The sequence below is a fragment of the Rhodococcus sp. MALMAid1271 genome, from assembly GCF_049195265.1.
In the GTDB taxonomy this organism is placed as follows: Bacteria; Actinomycetota; Actinomycetes; order Mycobacteriales; family Mycobacteriaceae; genus Rhodococcoides.
This window is the reverse complement of record NZ_JBMIRQ010000129.1, coordinates 61510-75191: the sequence shown is the minus strand read 5'-3', so window position 1 is coordinate 75191 and position 13682 is coordinate 61510. Positions and strand designations below refer to the sequence as shown.

The following is a 13682-nucleotide window of genomic DNA, read 5'->3' as shown; positions in this document are numbered from 1 at the left end:
ATTCCCTTCGATCGTGGCCCGGGCGATCGGGCTGTCAGTTTCCGGGCTGAGCGTATTGACGCGGGCGCGGATCCCGCAAGGCGGAGACCGTGACCTGGTCCGACTGAGTGATGCTCGACGTCGCCCCGTTGCGAGTGACCGTATCGACAACTCCGCCTGGGATGTTCAGTGCCGATGCCAACGTGGGAGGGTCCCCGATGGCTGTGAAAGTGTATGGGGCCTGCAGTTCTCGACCGTCGACCACGATCCGCCCCGCGGGGCCGGCGATCCAGGAGTCGACACCGATCCGGACGGTGCCGCCGCCGCCCTCGATCTGGATTGCTTCGGCACCGGCGGCCCGCAACTCCTGCATCGCGTCGAGCAGCACGGCCGATCCCACACCCGAGTTCGGGTCCTCGATCACCAAGGCCACCCCCGGGCCCTGAGCAGCGACGGTCCCCACTTGAATCGACAACGCCGACAAGCGTTCCTGAGCTTGTGCAACTGCCGCCTCCGAGCCGGACCCGGACTGATTCAGGGTCGCCAACGTGCTCTGAAGTGTGCTGATCTCATCACGGATCGATGCCTCACGGCGGGTCAGCGAATCCAGCAGGATCAGCAGGTCCTCGGGCCGGGAGCTCTCCAGGTTGTCGGCGGTACTCGTCTCACGAACCTGCGTGGCGATACCGATTCCGAGAACGCACAGCAGTGCGAGCGCGAGGAGGCCGAATGTCGTTCCGAGCCTGCGTCGATTCGAGTCGGGGCGGCGGGCACGCCAGCCGTGCCGGTTGCTGCGTTCGGCCATCGTCTACGCACCGAACAGTCGGCGACGCAGAGCGGCAGCATTACCGAAGATCCGAATGCCGAGAACCACGACGATGGCCGTGGACAACTGGGTTCCCACCCCGAGCTGATCACCCAGCCACACGATCAGCGCGGCGACGAGGACGTTGAAGACGAACGAGACGACGAAGACCTTGGCATCGAAGATGCCGTCGAGAAATGCCCGTAGACCACCGAAGACCGCATCGATCGCGGCGACGACGGCAATGGGAAGATACGGCGCGACGACCGTGGGAACCTGCGGGCCTGCGACCGTGCCGATGACAACTCCGGCGATCAAGGCAATGAGCGCGGCGAGGGCGTAGGCACCGTGAGTGGTGGTGATCTGCTTCTCCGCAGGCGACTGCGCGTCGACTTCGGCCGGTACGGCCGTCGTCGGATCGTGCTCCGTCATGGTGGACCGGCCTCCTCTACCTCGAACGACTCTCTCACAACGGCTGGACCGAGTTCGAGATCGGCGGCCGGGCGCACCGAGAACCCGACCCCGTACAGCTGAGCCACCGTACTCATCCGCAGGTAGGCGTCGCTGACGACGAACTGAACCTGCATACGCTGTGGCGGTCCTATCGCGTCGATGTCGTACGGCGAGCCGATCGGGCGATTGTCGACGAGCATGGCGCCACCGGCCTGCCTGATCGTCACGTTCGGGCCGACTCGGATGTCGTTGACGGACACCGCCTCGGCACCGCTGACCCACAACGAGTTGACGATCGATGCGATGTCTCGATCGAGCACAGCGGCACCGGAACCCGTGCGGGCCGACGAACCCCTCTGGCCCGATGGCTCGGTGACGGTGACCGACAGGCCAGGACCGACGACCGTGTCGATTCCTGCGGCAGATTCGACGGCGCTCAAACGGTCCAGGAGGGCATTGCCGGAGGCGTCCGCATGCAGAGCACGATCGCGCTCGACCGATACCCTCTCGGCGAGGTCGTCTCGTGTCGTTTCGAGTTCCGCGCCGCGGTCCTGTGCGGACCGGACAGCGGCCGAGGCATCGGCACCGGCGCGTTCGACGGCGGCCCCGGAAGCCAATTGGGAGAACGCGATGCCGAATATCACCCCGATGACGACGGCCCCGGTCAGCAACCAGAGCGCCGCCGGTATTCGCGGCTCGCGGGTGTGTCTTGCGGTCTGTTCGTCGGCCGCAGCGCGGTATCCCGGATCGAGATGATCGGTCAGCAACGAGGTCAACAACGACGGGACAGGATTTCTCCGTGGACCTTTCGGTGGTCGCTGCGCGGGCTCCGCCGTCACATGCCGGCCTCGGTCGGATCGACTGCCCTGGCGACGGCGATGGCCTTGCCCAGGTACAACACGCCGGTCCAGGTGTACAGCACGGTGCCCCAGATCAGCAGTGCGTAGCCGAGTGGGCCCGCGGCGTCGGCCACCGAACCGGTGCCGGTCGACACCAGCAGCACCGGCAGCGCGATCATGACGACGAACGTCGCGGCCTTTCCGAGGTAGATGACGTCCGGCGGCGGGAGCGAACGACGTCGGTAGACGAACATGGTCAACCCGAGCACGATGTCGCGTCCGATGAGGATCGCGGCAACCCACCACGGGATGATCCCGCGCAGCACGAAGGCAACCAGGGTGCTGACGACGTAGAGCCGGTCGACCAAGGGATCGAGAACCGCACCGAGCTTCGATGCCTGACCCAGTAGTCGCGCGAGTTTGCCGTCGAGCCAGTCGGTTCCGCCGCTGACGAGCAGGATCACCAGAGCCCACCCGTCGGCTTCGGGGCCGAGCAGCAAGTACAGGAACAGGGGAACGCCTGCGAGTCGGATGGCGCTGAGGAGATTGGGAACGGTGGCGATGCGATCGGAGACCTCGAGTTCGCTGCTGCCCGTCATCGATGATCACCTCCTGACGTTGTGCTCGTCGTGCGCACGGGCACCGTCCGCACCCGTGTCTGCGGCTACGTTAGCGCCATGCGAACACGGGCTGCTCGAAGTCCGCGACTCGGGTGTGGCGACCGTGCAACGCAACCTCGCGGAACTGATGAACGATTGCGCCGGTCGGAGCATGGATGGCCCCGGTTCGGTACGGCCACCTGATGACCGGTCGGGGCGACTCCTCGATGGCCACGAATTGGGCGTCCACGTCCAGCTCGTCGACCGTCACCTCGAACACCTCGGCTACCTCGTCTGCACTGGGCCGCATCGAGGACGAGTAGTCCCCCACCCACACGACGAACGGCGTGATGACGTAGCCGGATCGAGTGACGTAGTCGTCCAACCTGCCGAGCACGTCGCCCGTTCCGGCACCGATACCCAACTCCTCGTGCAGTTCGCGCAAGCACGCCTGCACACTCGACTCGCCGGGATCCACTCCGCCGCCGGGGAGGGCGTACTGGCCGGGATGCGCGCGAAGTCGGCTCGGTCTCTTCGTCAGGAGCATTCGCCTGTCCCCCGGTGCCCCGCCGACGGCAACGGCGACCGACGCGGCGCGGAGCCCGTCGACGGCGGCCGTGCGATGGGTGAAGCGCGCGAGCTCGCGCGCGATCGACACTCGATCGAGACGGTCCTGGCCGGGCTCACCCGACGTATCGACACTCACTGCGCGATCACCATGGCCTCGACGTGATCAGCCGGTGACGACACGGCGGGCCGCGGGAGGCAGCAGATCGTCGTCTTCGGTCGGCCAGCAGAGCGGCTCGCCGGCCGAAGCGGACAACTGCTCCACTTGTGTTCGACACCACGGCGATACCTCGATGCTGCCGTCGAGCACCCCGGCAGAGAACTCCGGCCACGAGACCCATCGCGTCTCGTCGACTTCGTCGGGATCGGGATCGAGCGTCGCGTTCTCGCCCACGCGCACGCGGTACACCGGACAGATCTCGTTCTCCACGATGCCGTTGTCCATGACGGCTCGGTACCGAAAATGTGGGAGTACCAGTTCGGCCGAATCAGCGCGCAGACCGAGCTCTTCACCGAGCCTGCGCAGCACCGCATCCGCGAGATTCTCACCCGGTGCCGGGTGGCCACAGCAGCTGTTGGTCAGCACCCCTGGCCACGTTTTCTTGCTCGACGCTCTGCGCGTGAGGAGCACAGCACCGTCGGATCTGACGACGTAGCTGGAAAATGCCAGATGTAGTGGCGTCGAGAGCGTATGGACCTCACTCTTGGCCTGTGTGCCCACTGCGCGGCCGTCGTCGTCGAGCAGCACTACGTGCTGCGCCCGGGATCGCTCCATAGTTCCATCGTCGCACGGCAGACCCGCAAGTCCACGGTCGAACCGTCGGAGCCGAAGGGGACGCGGAGGATGCGTCGGAAAATCTCGATCCCGCGGCTGTTTGAAAAACAGAGTTTGCGTCAATACCCCCGATGTTCTCGCACTGCGCGGGCACACGAACCTCCACGACTGGAAGGACCTCGATGAGCATCAACGACGACGACATCACCACTTCGGGCGGAGCCGCAGGTGAAGGCCCAGCCGACGGCGGATCGAACCCAGGCGGTCACGACGGCGGTGCGGACGGCTCGGCCGGAGCAGGCGAAGGCCCCGCCGACGGCGGATCCAACCCCAACGGACACGACGGCGGTGCGGACGGTACCGCTTGATCACAGGGGCGGGCGGCGAGCGCGGATCGGATCACCGGTCCGCGCTTCGCCGTCTCACCGGCGTCGATCTCGACACTTTTGCCGATCGGTTCTGGGGCGTCGTCCCCAAGCTCACCAGGTCCGCGGATCTGCCCGGATCGTTCGAGGACTTGATGACGGTCGACGCGGTCGACGAGCTCATTGCCGAACGCGGCGTTCGCACCCCGTTCGTACGCATGGCCAAGGACGGCCGCCTGGTGGACCGAGCGAAGTTCACCGCCTCGGGTGGGTTCGGGGCCGAGATCACCGATCAGGTGGACTCCGGTGCCGTACTGGAATCGTTCGCGGCCGGAAATACTCTCGTGCTGCAGGGGCTGCACCGGCTGTGGCCGCCGCTGATCCATTTCGTCGGTGATCTCGTTCGAGAACTCGGCCACCCCGTCCAGGTCAATTCCTACGTCACACCCGCTGCCTCGCAGGGATTCTCACCGCATTACGACGTGCACGACGTATTCGTCGTCCAGATCGCAGGCACCAAGCGGTGGACCGTTCACTCGCCGGTACACATGCATCCGCTCGACGACCAACCCTGGTCGGACCGGCGTTCGGCCGTCGAGGAGCGAGCATCGCAGACCTCCGCACTGGACGTCGTCCTCGAACCCGGCGACGTGCTCTATCTGCCCCGCGGTTGGATTCACTCCGCGCAGGCGCTCGGTGCCACGACCGTTCATCTCACGATCGGCGTCGCGTCGTTCAACGACTACGACATCGCACAGCGCACCCTCGAAGCACTCGCCGATGTGGAAGCTCTGCGCGCGCCGCTTCCGGCCGGGCTGGACCCGACCGATCTCGAGTCCGTCGGTCCCCACGTCCGTCGAGTGCTCGATGCGATGCGCATCGCCCTCGACGATATGGCCCGAGATCCAGAGTCGGTGCGCCGTCTCGCGAACCGACTCGCCGATCGCTACGACGCTCTCGTTCGCCCGGAACCGGTGCGCCCACTACGCAGTGTCACCGCGATGGAAGCACTCGGCGGCGAGGACTCCATCCGGCTGCGACCCGGCGTCTTCGCGCGCATCTCGCGCGGAACCGAAGGGGTCTCGCTTGTACTTCGGAACAAGACCGTGACGATGCCACTTCAGTGCGCCGACGCCCTCGAGCACCTACTGGCCGGTTCGCCGTGCCGACTCGACCTGTTGCCCGGGCTGGACACCGACGACGCGGTGGTGGTCGCACGCAGGCTGATACGCGAGGGCATCGCCGTGTCGGTAGCCCACTGACGACCGTCAGGTGATGGTGACACCGCCGTCGACGACGATCGTTTGACCGGTCACGTATCCCCCGGCTGGGGAGGCGAGCCAGATCGCCGAGGCTGCCAGTTCCTCGGGGTCGCCGGTGCGCCCGAGGATCATTCGCGGGGACAGTGAATCGAGGTACCCAGGTCGATAGGAGTCCGTCATCTCGCTCTGGAAGAAGCCGGGCGCAATAGCATTGACCCTGATTCCCTTTCGCGCTCCCCATTGCTGAGCGAGGTCGCGGGTGAGACCGATGATCGCGGCCTTGCTGGCACTGTAGGCCGCTTGGGGTAGGCCCGCGGTGGTCAGCCCGAGCACGCTCGAGATGTTGATGATCGAGCTGCCCGGTTCCATCACCCGGCCGCACGCCTGCGCCGCCCAGTACGATCCGTTCACGTTGATGTCGATGACCGAGCGAAACTGCTCGGGCGTCTCCCGAGTGGCGGGATACGCGGTGCCCACTCCGGCGTTGTTGATCAGCACGTCGACCTTGCCGAACTCTGCCATGGCCGCGTCGACCATCGCTGTGCACTGGTTCGGATCGACCACGTCGGTCGCCACGGAGATCGACCGACCGCCGACGCTGTCGATCAACTGTGCGGTCTGCGCCAGCTTGTCCACTCGCCGCGCGGCAAGCACCACATCGGCACCGGCCTCGGCTGCTGCTTTCGCGAACGCCACACCGAGTCCTGAGGACGCTCCGGTGACGATGACGACTCGCCCGTCCAGGCGAAATTTGTCCAGAACAGACATCTGCATCGATCTCCTTGTCGGATGTTCTCAGAACCAGGCGGGTGACATATCCAGGGTGGTCCGGTCCAATGCCGCCAGCAGGTCGAGCTGAACCGCTACCTTCGGCAGCTCGTACACGTAGAAGTACCTGGCCGCGGAACGCTTTCCGTCGTAGAAGTCTCCGGTTTCGTCGCTGACGGCCAGCAACTGCTCCAGCCACATCCAGGCGACGACGATGTGCCCCATCGCTTCGAGATAGGCCGTCGAATTCGCCAGGGCCACAGCCGCATCGCCGGTCCCCCACACGGCCGCGGTGACCTCGACGATTCTGTTGAACTGGGCCTGCAACTCGAGGCCGTATCGGGCTGCGTCGCCACCGGCGGTGTGCGCCCGGCCCACCGTCTCCGCGATCTTCTCGCCGAGCAGCGCCAATCCCGCGCCGTTCTGCATGACGACTTTGCGGCCGAGCAGGTCCAACCCCTGAATACCGTGCGTACCTTCGTGAATCGGATTGAGACGGTTGTCGCGGTAATGCTGTTCGACGTCGTAGTCGCGGGTGTAGCCGTACCCGCCGTGCACCTGAACAGCCAGACTGTTTGCTTCGAGGCACCACTGCGATGGCCAGCTCTTGGCGATCGGCGTCAGAACGTCGAGCAGCAGTGTCCAACGCGCTGCATCTGCGTCGTCGGCGGCCGTGGCCTGATAGTCGACCAGACGCGAGCAGTAGAGTCCGAGCGCCAGCGCACCCTCCACATAAGCCTTCTGTGCCAACAACATTCGGCGCACATCGGCATGCTCGATCAACGCCACCGGGGGCGCTGCAGGGTCTTTCGCGCCGAGCGGCCGTCCCTGAGTGCGTGTCTTCGCATATTCGACCGATTTCAGGTAGCCGACGTAGCCGAGCGAAATGGCCAGGAACCCAACTCCGATGCGGGCTTCGTTCATCATGTGGAACATGTACGACAGTCCGCGGTTCTCGTCGGCGACCAGGAATCCGACAGCCCCGGGTCGACCAGCGGGACCATGAGTTCCGTCACCGAACGCCAACAGTGTGTTGGTGGTACCACGGTTGCCCATCTTGTGATTGAGGCCGGTCAGCACGATGTCGTTGCGCTCGCCCACACCGCCGTCACCGTCGGGGAGGAACTTCGGCACGATGAACAGCGAGATTCCCTTGACCCCTGGCGGTCCACCGGGGGTTTTGGCGAGAACCAGATGGACGATGTTCTCGGTGAGTTCGTGATCGCCACCGGAGATCCACATTTTGGTACCGGTGATACGGAAACTGCCGTCGTCCTGCGGTACTGCTTTCGTGGTGATGTCGGCCAACGACGATCCCGCCTGCGGCTCCGACAGACACATGGTTCCGAACCAGCGTCCGTCGAGCATCGGCCGGACGTAGTCACGTATCTGATCGGGTGTGCCGTAGGTCGCGATCAGATTGGCATTCGCCATGGTGAGGAACGGATAGGACGATGTCCCGGCGTTCGCGGCCTGGAAGAACGCCATCGCCGCCCGAGCTACGGTCGCAGGCAATTGCATACCGCCGATCGACTCGTCGAACTGTCCGGCAATCAGACCTGCCGATGCATAGACGTCGAGAGCCTCCTTGACCTCGGGTATCAACTCGACAGTGCCGTCCGACTTCATGGTCGGCTCCTGCGCGTCTGCTTTCTTGTTGTGCGGTGCGAAGTGCTTGCGCGCGATGTCCGCACTGAGGTCGAGCACGGCATCGAAGGTCTCGCGCGAGTGTTCCGCGAAGCGTGGACGGTTGGTCAGACCCGCCACGTCCAGCCATTCGTACAGCATGAAATCCAGGTCGCGGCGCGAAAGACCTTCCGACATCTTCATTCTCCGATCGCGAGGGCGCGCCAGCACATCAGTGTTCGCTGTGACGCAGGTGACTACGCCATCACCATACAAGTCGGGATTCGAGCACGTCCCGAGCCTCGACCCCGGTCCTGCCAGTCCACGGACGACGCATCGGAGACCACATCGCCTATGAGGAGCGTCACGATTGAAACTGCACAACCGTGCATATACTTACCTTGGGTAACGATATGATCGGATGATCGCGATGCCGAAAACAGGTTCGGCGCGCATCGTCGGAGGGAGTCGAGCATGACGCACACACTGACCATCGACAGCGACCATGAGCGAATCAGCAGACTACACAGCCGATTTCAGGAGCTCCACGACAACGATCACGCGTTTCGAGCCGCCGAGCCCGACAGCGCGGTAGCCGACGCCGCGCAGGAACTGGCTCCGAGCCTCGCCCGCGTGATCGCCGAGATCATGGACCGCTACGCACAGCGGCCTGCACTCGCCCGCCGCGCACGAGAAATCGTATCCAGCGGTGGTGAACGCACTCGCCGGCTGCTCCCGCGGTTCGAGACCATCACCTACGGCGAGGCCTGGAACGACGCGGGTGCGCTCGCATCGGCACTGACACACGACGATGTCGGTATCGCGCCAGGAGACTTCTTCGCAACACTGGGATTCGCCGGTGTCGATTACGTGATCGCGGAGTTGGCCACGATCAGGCTCGGTGCGATCGCCGTTCCACTGCAGGCCGGAGCCACCGCCGGTCAGCTGTCGGCCATCGCGGACGAGGTCGAACCCGTCGTACTGGCTGCGGATGTCGACAATCTGCCCGTAGCAGTTCGGGTTGCCACGCACTGCCGATCCATCCGCAGGATCATCGTGCTCGATTACGACGGCGCGATCGATGCACACACGCGAGCCCTGACCGCTGCCCGCGAAGACGCTCACGGGGTGGGACTGGTCGTGCGTCCCCTGAACGAGATGGTCGACGACGGCGCACAGCTTCCCGAGGTTCCGCTGCCCGACGGTGAGGATCCCACCCGGCTCGCGACGCTGATCTACACCTCGGGTAGCACCGGTACCCCCAAGGGAGCGATGCACACCGAACAGATCGTGTGCGGGGCATGGACCGGTGCCCTGCACCGCACAGGGACATCGAGCGAAGCCGCCGACCGGCAGGCCTTTCCGGTCATCACCCTCGACTACCTTCCGATGAGTCACCTGGCCGGCCGCGGACTCGTCTTCACGACGCTCGCCGCGGGTGGGACCGTGCACTTCACCGCAGCCAGCGATCTGTCGACCCTGTTCGAGGATTTCGCACTTGCTCGACCGACGTTGGCACTGCTGATTCCCCGTGTGTGCGAGATGATTCGACACACCGTGCTCGCCGAGATCGACCGGGAACTCCAACGTTCCACGGAAAAGGACGAGGAGCAGACGCGTCGGGCAGTGTTGGAGCGCAACAGAGTCGAGCAGTTCGGCGGGCGGGTTCTGGCGGCGATGGTCGGCACCGCACCGATCGCCCCCGAGGTCAAGGACTTCGTCACAGAACTGCTCGATGTGCATGTCGCGGACAACTACGGCTCGACCGAAGCCGGAACGGTATCGCTCGACGGCGTCGTCGCACGCCCCCCGGTGCTGGAATACAAGCTGTGCGATGTACCGGAGCTCGGATATTTCTCCACCGACACACCACATCCACGCGGCGAGCTACTGCTCAAGACTGCATCGATCATCCCCGGGTACTACAAGCGTCCGGACGTCACTGCCGAGGTCTTCGACGCCGAGGGCTTCTACCGCACCGGTGACGTCGTCGCCGAGATCGGGCCGGACCGGCTCGCATACGTCGACCGGCGCAAGAACGTTCTCAAGCTTGCGCAGGGCGAATTCGTGGCGCTGGCACGCCTCGAAGCGCTCTTCGGTACCAGCGAGCTGGTCGATCAGATCTTCGTGTACGGAAACAGCCAACGCTCCTACCTTCTGGCTGTCGTCGTTCCGTCCCGGCCGGATACCACCGCGGCTGCGATCGTCGAATCACTGCAGGACATCGCACGTACCGAATCGCTGAATTCGTACGAGATTCCCCGCGAGGTAGTGATCGAGAGCCGTGCGTTCACTCAGGAGAACGGGCTGCTGTCCGGTGCAGGCAAGCAATTGCGCCCCAAGCTCGTCGAGCGATACGGTGCCGACCTCGAGCGCCGCTACGCCGAAATGGAGTCGGGTCAGAACGAACGTTTGCGCGAGCTTCGACGCAGCGGTGCCGACGCCCCCGTCTCCACCACGGTCGGTGACGCAGCTCGAGCAGTGCTCGGATGCGAGGGCTCCGAGATCCGTCCCGACGCCCACTTCAGCGATCTCGGCGGAGATTCGTTGTCGGCGTTGACGTTCTCGACCCTGCTGCGTGACATCTACGGTGTCGACGTCCCCGTGGGCGTGATCACCGGTCCTGCGATGGACCTGTCGGCACTGGCCGAGTACATCTCGTCCGCTCGGGACAGCGAGTGCGACACCGCAACATTCGCATCGGTTCATGGTCGCGACGCCGTCGTCGCCCATGCATCCGACCTGCGCCTGTCTGCTTTTCTCGACGATGGACTACTCGATGCCGCCCTCGGTGTTCCGGGCCCGAGAAACAGAACCGATACCGTTCTGTTGACCGGTGCCAACGGATATCTGGGCCGGTTCCTGTGCCTGGAATGGCTCGAGCGAATGGCAGAGGTCGGCGGCACGGTGATCTGCCTGGTACGTGGACGCTCCGATGCCGATGCACGCGCTCGACTCGATGCCGCGTTCGACAGTGGCGACGCCGAGCTGATCGATCGCTACCGGACTTTGGCGAAGGCCGTTCTCGAAGTAGTTGCGGGTGATCTCGGCACGCCTCGCTTCGGCATGGACGAGGATGCCTTCGCGGCGCTGGCCGATCGAGTCGATCGCATCGTCCACCCCGCAGCGCTGGTCAACCATGCACTCCCCTACGAGCACCTGTTCGGCCCCAACGTGGTCGGAACCGCCGAGGTGATCCGGCTGGCGCTCACCCACCATCTCAAGCCTGTCACCTATCTGTCGACGGTCGCGGTTGCCGTGGGCGTCGACAATTTCCGGGAGAACGGCGACATCCGCATCGACAGCCCGTCGCGCGCAGTCGACGATTCGTACGCCAACGGTTACGGCAATTCCAAGTGGGCCGGTGAAGTGTTGTTGCGCAATGCCTTCGACGAGTTCGGCCTGCCGGTGTCGGTTTTCCGCTCCGATATGATCCTGGCGCACAGCACGTGGTCGGGTCAGCTCAACGTTCCGGATGTGTTCACCCGCCTGATCCTGTCGGTGGTGGCCACCGGCTTGGCACCACGGACGTTCTACGCCCTCGACACCGGGGCACCGACCGACGAGCAGGGCCGACCATGTGCCCATTACGACGGACTCCCTGCAGATTTCAGTGCAACTGCCATCACGTCCATTGCCGGTGAAGATCTGTCCGGCTACCGAACCTTCGACATTCTCAACCCACACGACGACAACATCTCACTGGACACGTTCGTCGACTGGCTTCGTGAAGCCGGTCGCGATATCGAGATCGTCGAGAACTACGACGAGTGGTTCCGCCGTTTCAGCGACGCGGTCGAGGATCTTCCGGATAAGCAGCGATCCCACTCACTGCTCCCCCTGATCGACTCGTACGCGCGGCCGCAACCGCCTTCCTCCGGGGCGATGCTGCCTGCGGACGAGTTCGCGGCTGCTGTCGTTGATATTCCGCATCTCGGGCGCGAACTCATCGAGAAGTACTTGGCCGATCTCGTCGCGCTCGATCTGGTGAGCGAACGCTAGAGCGGTTCCCGATGCGGGTCGTGCGACCCGCATCGGGTACCTCTGCGCCGCAGGCTCGCTAGTGCACCGGCTCGGGTTCCGGTTCGTCCGTGGACCGTGGAGCCGGAATCAGCCTCGAGTACGCCAGACACACCAACCCGAACAACAGATATCCAAGGGCAACTTGGGGGTTGGCTGCCCATCCCACTTCGTGCGAGTGGATCAAGCCGACCCACGCCAATGCTGCGGCTACCCCACCCGCCACTGCGGCGGCGAGAAAACGTTTGTCCAGAACGAACGTGACGATAGTGCCGAGCATGAGCCCGGCAAGCACCGCACCGGATCCGAACATCTTCAGACCCTCGTATACGACACCCGCCTGGCCGAGCGCCTCACTACCGACCTCGGAAGCCGACGTACCCGCCGCACTGAGCGCATTGTCTATCAATCCGACTGCCCACTCTGCAAGGTTGGGCAGCAGCGCCACCACCACAGCGATGGCGTGCAGCCTCGGTACCGTTTGGAATGCTTGGGCACCGATCAGTAGGCCGATGTAGAGCAGAATCGGGACGATCGCCGGAATGGGCAGAAGTGTTGCCAGCAGTCCGAACAGCCCGAGGAAGCACATCAGCCCGATCGCAATGCCCGACACCAGTGAGTACCCGGTTCGGCCTCCGGCGTCCTTCCAGCCCGGATGGCCGATGTAGACCGCGGGCGGGAAGGGCGATCCGAAGGCAGAGCCGATGATCGCACCGAGTCCGTCCGCGAGCAGCACGCTGCGCAGGTTGTAGTTGTCCCCCGCAGCAGACGCGCTTTCGACGTTGCTCATCGCTTCGGTGAAGTTGTAGACCCCCAACGGAATTGCGGTGGCCAGCAGTGGCGCAAGATTGCCGAGACCATCGAGGAGTAGATCGAGCCGCAGATCGGGCAGGCCGAGTGCAATGTTGCCGGCGGCCTCGGTCACGTCCGGAACGGACATGTATCCGCCGATCCAGCCGATCGCGGTACCCACCAGGAGCGCAGCGAGACCGACCGGAATATTGCCCGGTAGCTTCACATCGGTGAAGAAGCCGATCAGAATGATTGCGAGAACGGGCAATCCGATCCAGGCCGCCTCCCACATCTGAGCGGCAGGTCGCATGGCGATGAAGGTGATGGAGATGCCGGCGAGCGTGCCCAGCATCGCTGCCCGCGGAGTGATCCTGCGAATGTAGGGTCCGACGAACGCCCCGATCATGACGATGATGCCGATCATGAATGCCCAGGCCAGCCCCGCCGCCCACGCCTGCAGCGGGTCACCCGTCGACAGGTAGACCGGCAGCATCACCACGAAGACCACGATGAACATGTGCGGAACACTCGGCCCGTAGGGCAGGGCCGTCACGTCGGTTCGATTCTCGCGCTTGGCCAATCGACGGGCGAGAACCATGTAGTACAGGTTTCCGAGAATCAAGGCGATGCCGAGGGCAGGCAGCAACGTGCCGAGAACATCGCTCCCCGGAATCGCGACCACCGCGATACTCAGGGTCGTCAGGGTGAGCACATTGACGAGTATGTTGAAGCCGAGTCCGAAGAACGCGTTGGTGTCTCCCTTGGTCCACCACGAGAGGCTGAAGGAAGACGGCGGGCCGGCCGTAGTCGAATTCTTGACGTCCGTGGTCAT

11 protein-coding genes and 1 pseudogene are annotated in these 13682 nt (G+C 64.4%); 3 read left to right on the top strand and 9 right to left on the bottom strand.

Annotated elements, in window-relative coordinates; translation table 11 throughout:
- Window positions 1–34: 34 nt before the first annotated feature.
- The 6 genes from ACOQFP_RS26215 to idi all read right to left on the bottom strand — a co-directional run bounded on the left by ACOQFP_RS26215 (window position 35) and on the right by idi (window position 4017).
- On the bottom strand, window positions 35–784 hold the full coding sequence (locus ACOQFP_RS26215; RefSeq protein WP_421585973.1) for a DUF881 domain-containing protein: 750 nt from the start codon (window positions 782–784) through the stop codon (window positions 35–37).
- 3 nt (window positions 785–787) lie between these two features.
- Window positions 788–1216: a small basic family protein gene (locus ACOQFP_RS26210; RefSeq protein ID WP_421585972.1), complete on the bottom strand. Its 429-nt coding sequence runs from the start codon at window positions 1214–1216 to the stop codon at window positions 788–790.
- Window positions 1213–2016: a DUF881 domain-containing protein gene (locus ACOQFP_RS26205; RefSeq protein WP_421585971.1), complete on the bottom strand. Its 804-nt coding sequence runs from the start codon at window positions 2014–2016 to the stop codon at window positions 1213–1215. Before ACOQFP_RS26205 ends, ACOQFP_RS26210 begins: the two co-directional genes overlap by 4 nt.
- 56 nt (window positions 2017–2072) lie before the next feature.
- Window positions 2073–2675, bottom strand: a complete 603-nt coding sequence (locus ACOQFP_RS26200) for a CDP-alcohol phosphatidyltransferase family protein (protein ID WP_206487747.1) — start codon at window positions 2673–2675, stop codon at window positions 2073–2075.
- Window positions 2676–2745: 70 nt separating this feature from the next.
- The gene (locus ACOQFP_RS26195) at window positions 2746–3381 is read right to left on the bottom strand and encodes an NUDIX hydrolase (RefSeq protein ID WP_206487749.1); all 636 of its coding nucleotides are present in this window, start codon (window positions 3379–3381) and stop codon (window positions 2746–2748) included.
- Window positions 3382–3408: 27 nt separating this feature from the next.
- A complete protein-coding gene (gene idi, locus ACOQFP_RS26190) occupies window positions 3409–4017 on the bottom strand; it encodes an isopentenyl-diphosphate Delta-isomerase (protein WP_421585970.1) in 609 nt (202 codons plus the stop codon).
- Window positions 4018–4199: 182 nt separating this feature from the next.
- Here idi and ACOQFP_RS26185 point away from each other — a divergent pair.
- A pseudogene (locus ACOQFP_RS26185) lies at window positions 4200–4382 on the top strand (BatC protein); the annotation flags it as partial.
- Window positions 4382–5644 carry a cupin domain-containing protein gene (locus ACOQFP_RS26180; RefSeq protein ID WP_421585969.1) on the top strand — a complete coding sequence of 421 codons (1263 nt, stop codon included), beginning with the start codon at window positions 4382–4384 and terminating at the stop codon, window positions 5642–5644. The pseudogene ACOQFP_RS26185 and the gene ACOQFP_RS26180, both read left to right, overlap by 1 nt.
- A gap of 6 nt (window positions 5645–5650) precedes the next feature.
- Here the strand turns inward: ACOQFP_RS26180 and ACOQFP_RS26175 are convergent, their stop codons facing one another.
- Both ACOQFP_RS26175 and ACOQFP_RS26170 read right to left on the bottom strand, forming a co-directional pair.
- Window positions 5651–6412: an SDR family NAD(P)-dependent oxidoreductase gene (locus ACOQFP_RS26175; protein ID WP_206487756.1), complete on the bottom strand. Its 762-nt coding sequence runs from the start codon at window positions 6410–6412 to the stop codon at window positions 5651–5653.
- A 27-nt stretch (window positions 6413–6439) separates the two neighbouring features.
- Window positions 6440–8236: an acyl-CoA dehydrogenase gene (locus ACOQFP_RS26170; RefSeq protein WP_206487758.1), complete on the bottom strand. Its 1797-nt coding sequence runs from the start codon at window positions 8234–8236 to the stop codon at window positions 6440–6442.
- Between the two features lie 276 nt (window positions 8237–8512).
- Between ACOQFP_RS26170 and car the strand changes: the two genes are divergently transcribed.
- On the top strand, window positions 8513–12040 hold the full coding sequence (gene car, locus ACOQFP_RS26165) for a carboxylic acid reductase (RefSeq protein WP_421585968.1): 3528 nt from the start codon (window positions 8513–8515) through the stop codon (window positions 12038–12040).
- A gap of 58 nt (window positions 12041–12098) precedes the next feature.
- Here the strand turns inward: car and ACOQFP_RS26160 are convergent, their stop codons facing one another.
- Complete coding sequence (locus tag ACOQFP_RS26160) at window positions 12099–13682, bottom strand: regulator (protein ID WP_206487760.1); 1584 nt, start codon at window positions 13680–13682, stop codon at window positions 12099–12101.

Bases quoted from the DNA above. Each gene is read 5' to 3' on its own strand.
- car (WP_421585968.1), top strand. From the start codon at position 8,513: ATGACGCACACACTGACCATCGACAGCGACCATGAGCGAATCAGCAGA.
- ACOQFP_RS26170 (WP_206487758.1), bottom strand. From the start codon at position 8,236: ATGTCGGAAGGTCTTTCGCGCCGCGACCTGGATTTCATGCTGTACGAA.
- ACOQFP_RS26210 (WP_421585972.1), bottom strand. From the start codon at position 1,216: ATGACGGAGCACGATCCGACGACGGCCGTACCGGCCGAAGTCGACGCG.
- idi (WP_421585970.1), bottom strand. From the start codon at position 4,017: ATGGAGCGATCCCGGGCGCAGCACGTAGTGCTGCTCGACGACGACGGC.
- ACOQFP_RS26160 (WP_206487760.1), bottom strand. From the start codon at position 13,682: ATGACCACGGACGTCAAGAATTCGACTACGGCCGGCCCGCCGTCTTCC.
- ACOQFP_RS26200 (WP_206487747.1), bottom strand. From the start codon at position 2,675: ATGACGGGCAGCAGCGAACTCGAGGTCTCCGATCGCATCGCCACCGTT.
- ACOQFP_RS26215 (WP_421585973.1), bottom strand. From the start codon at position 784: ATGGCCGAACGCAGCAACCGGCACGGCTGGCGTGCCCGCCGCCCCGAC.
- ACOQFP_RS26175 (WP_206487756.1), bottom strand. From the start codon at position 6,412: ATGTCTGTTCTGGACAAATTTCGCCTGGACGGGCGAGTCGTCATCGTC.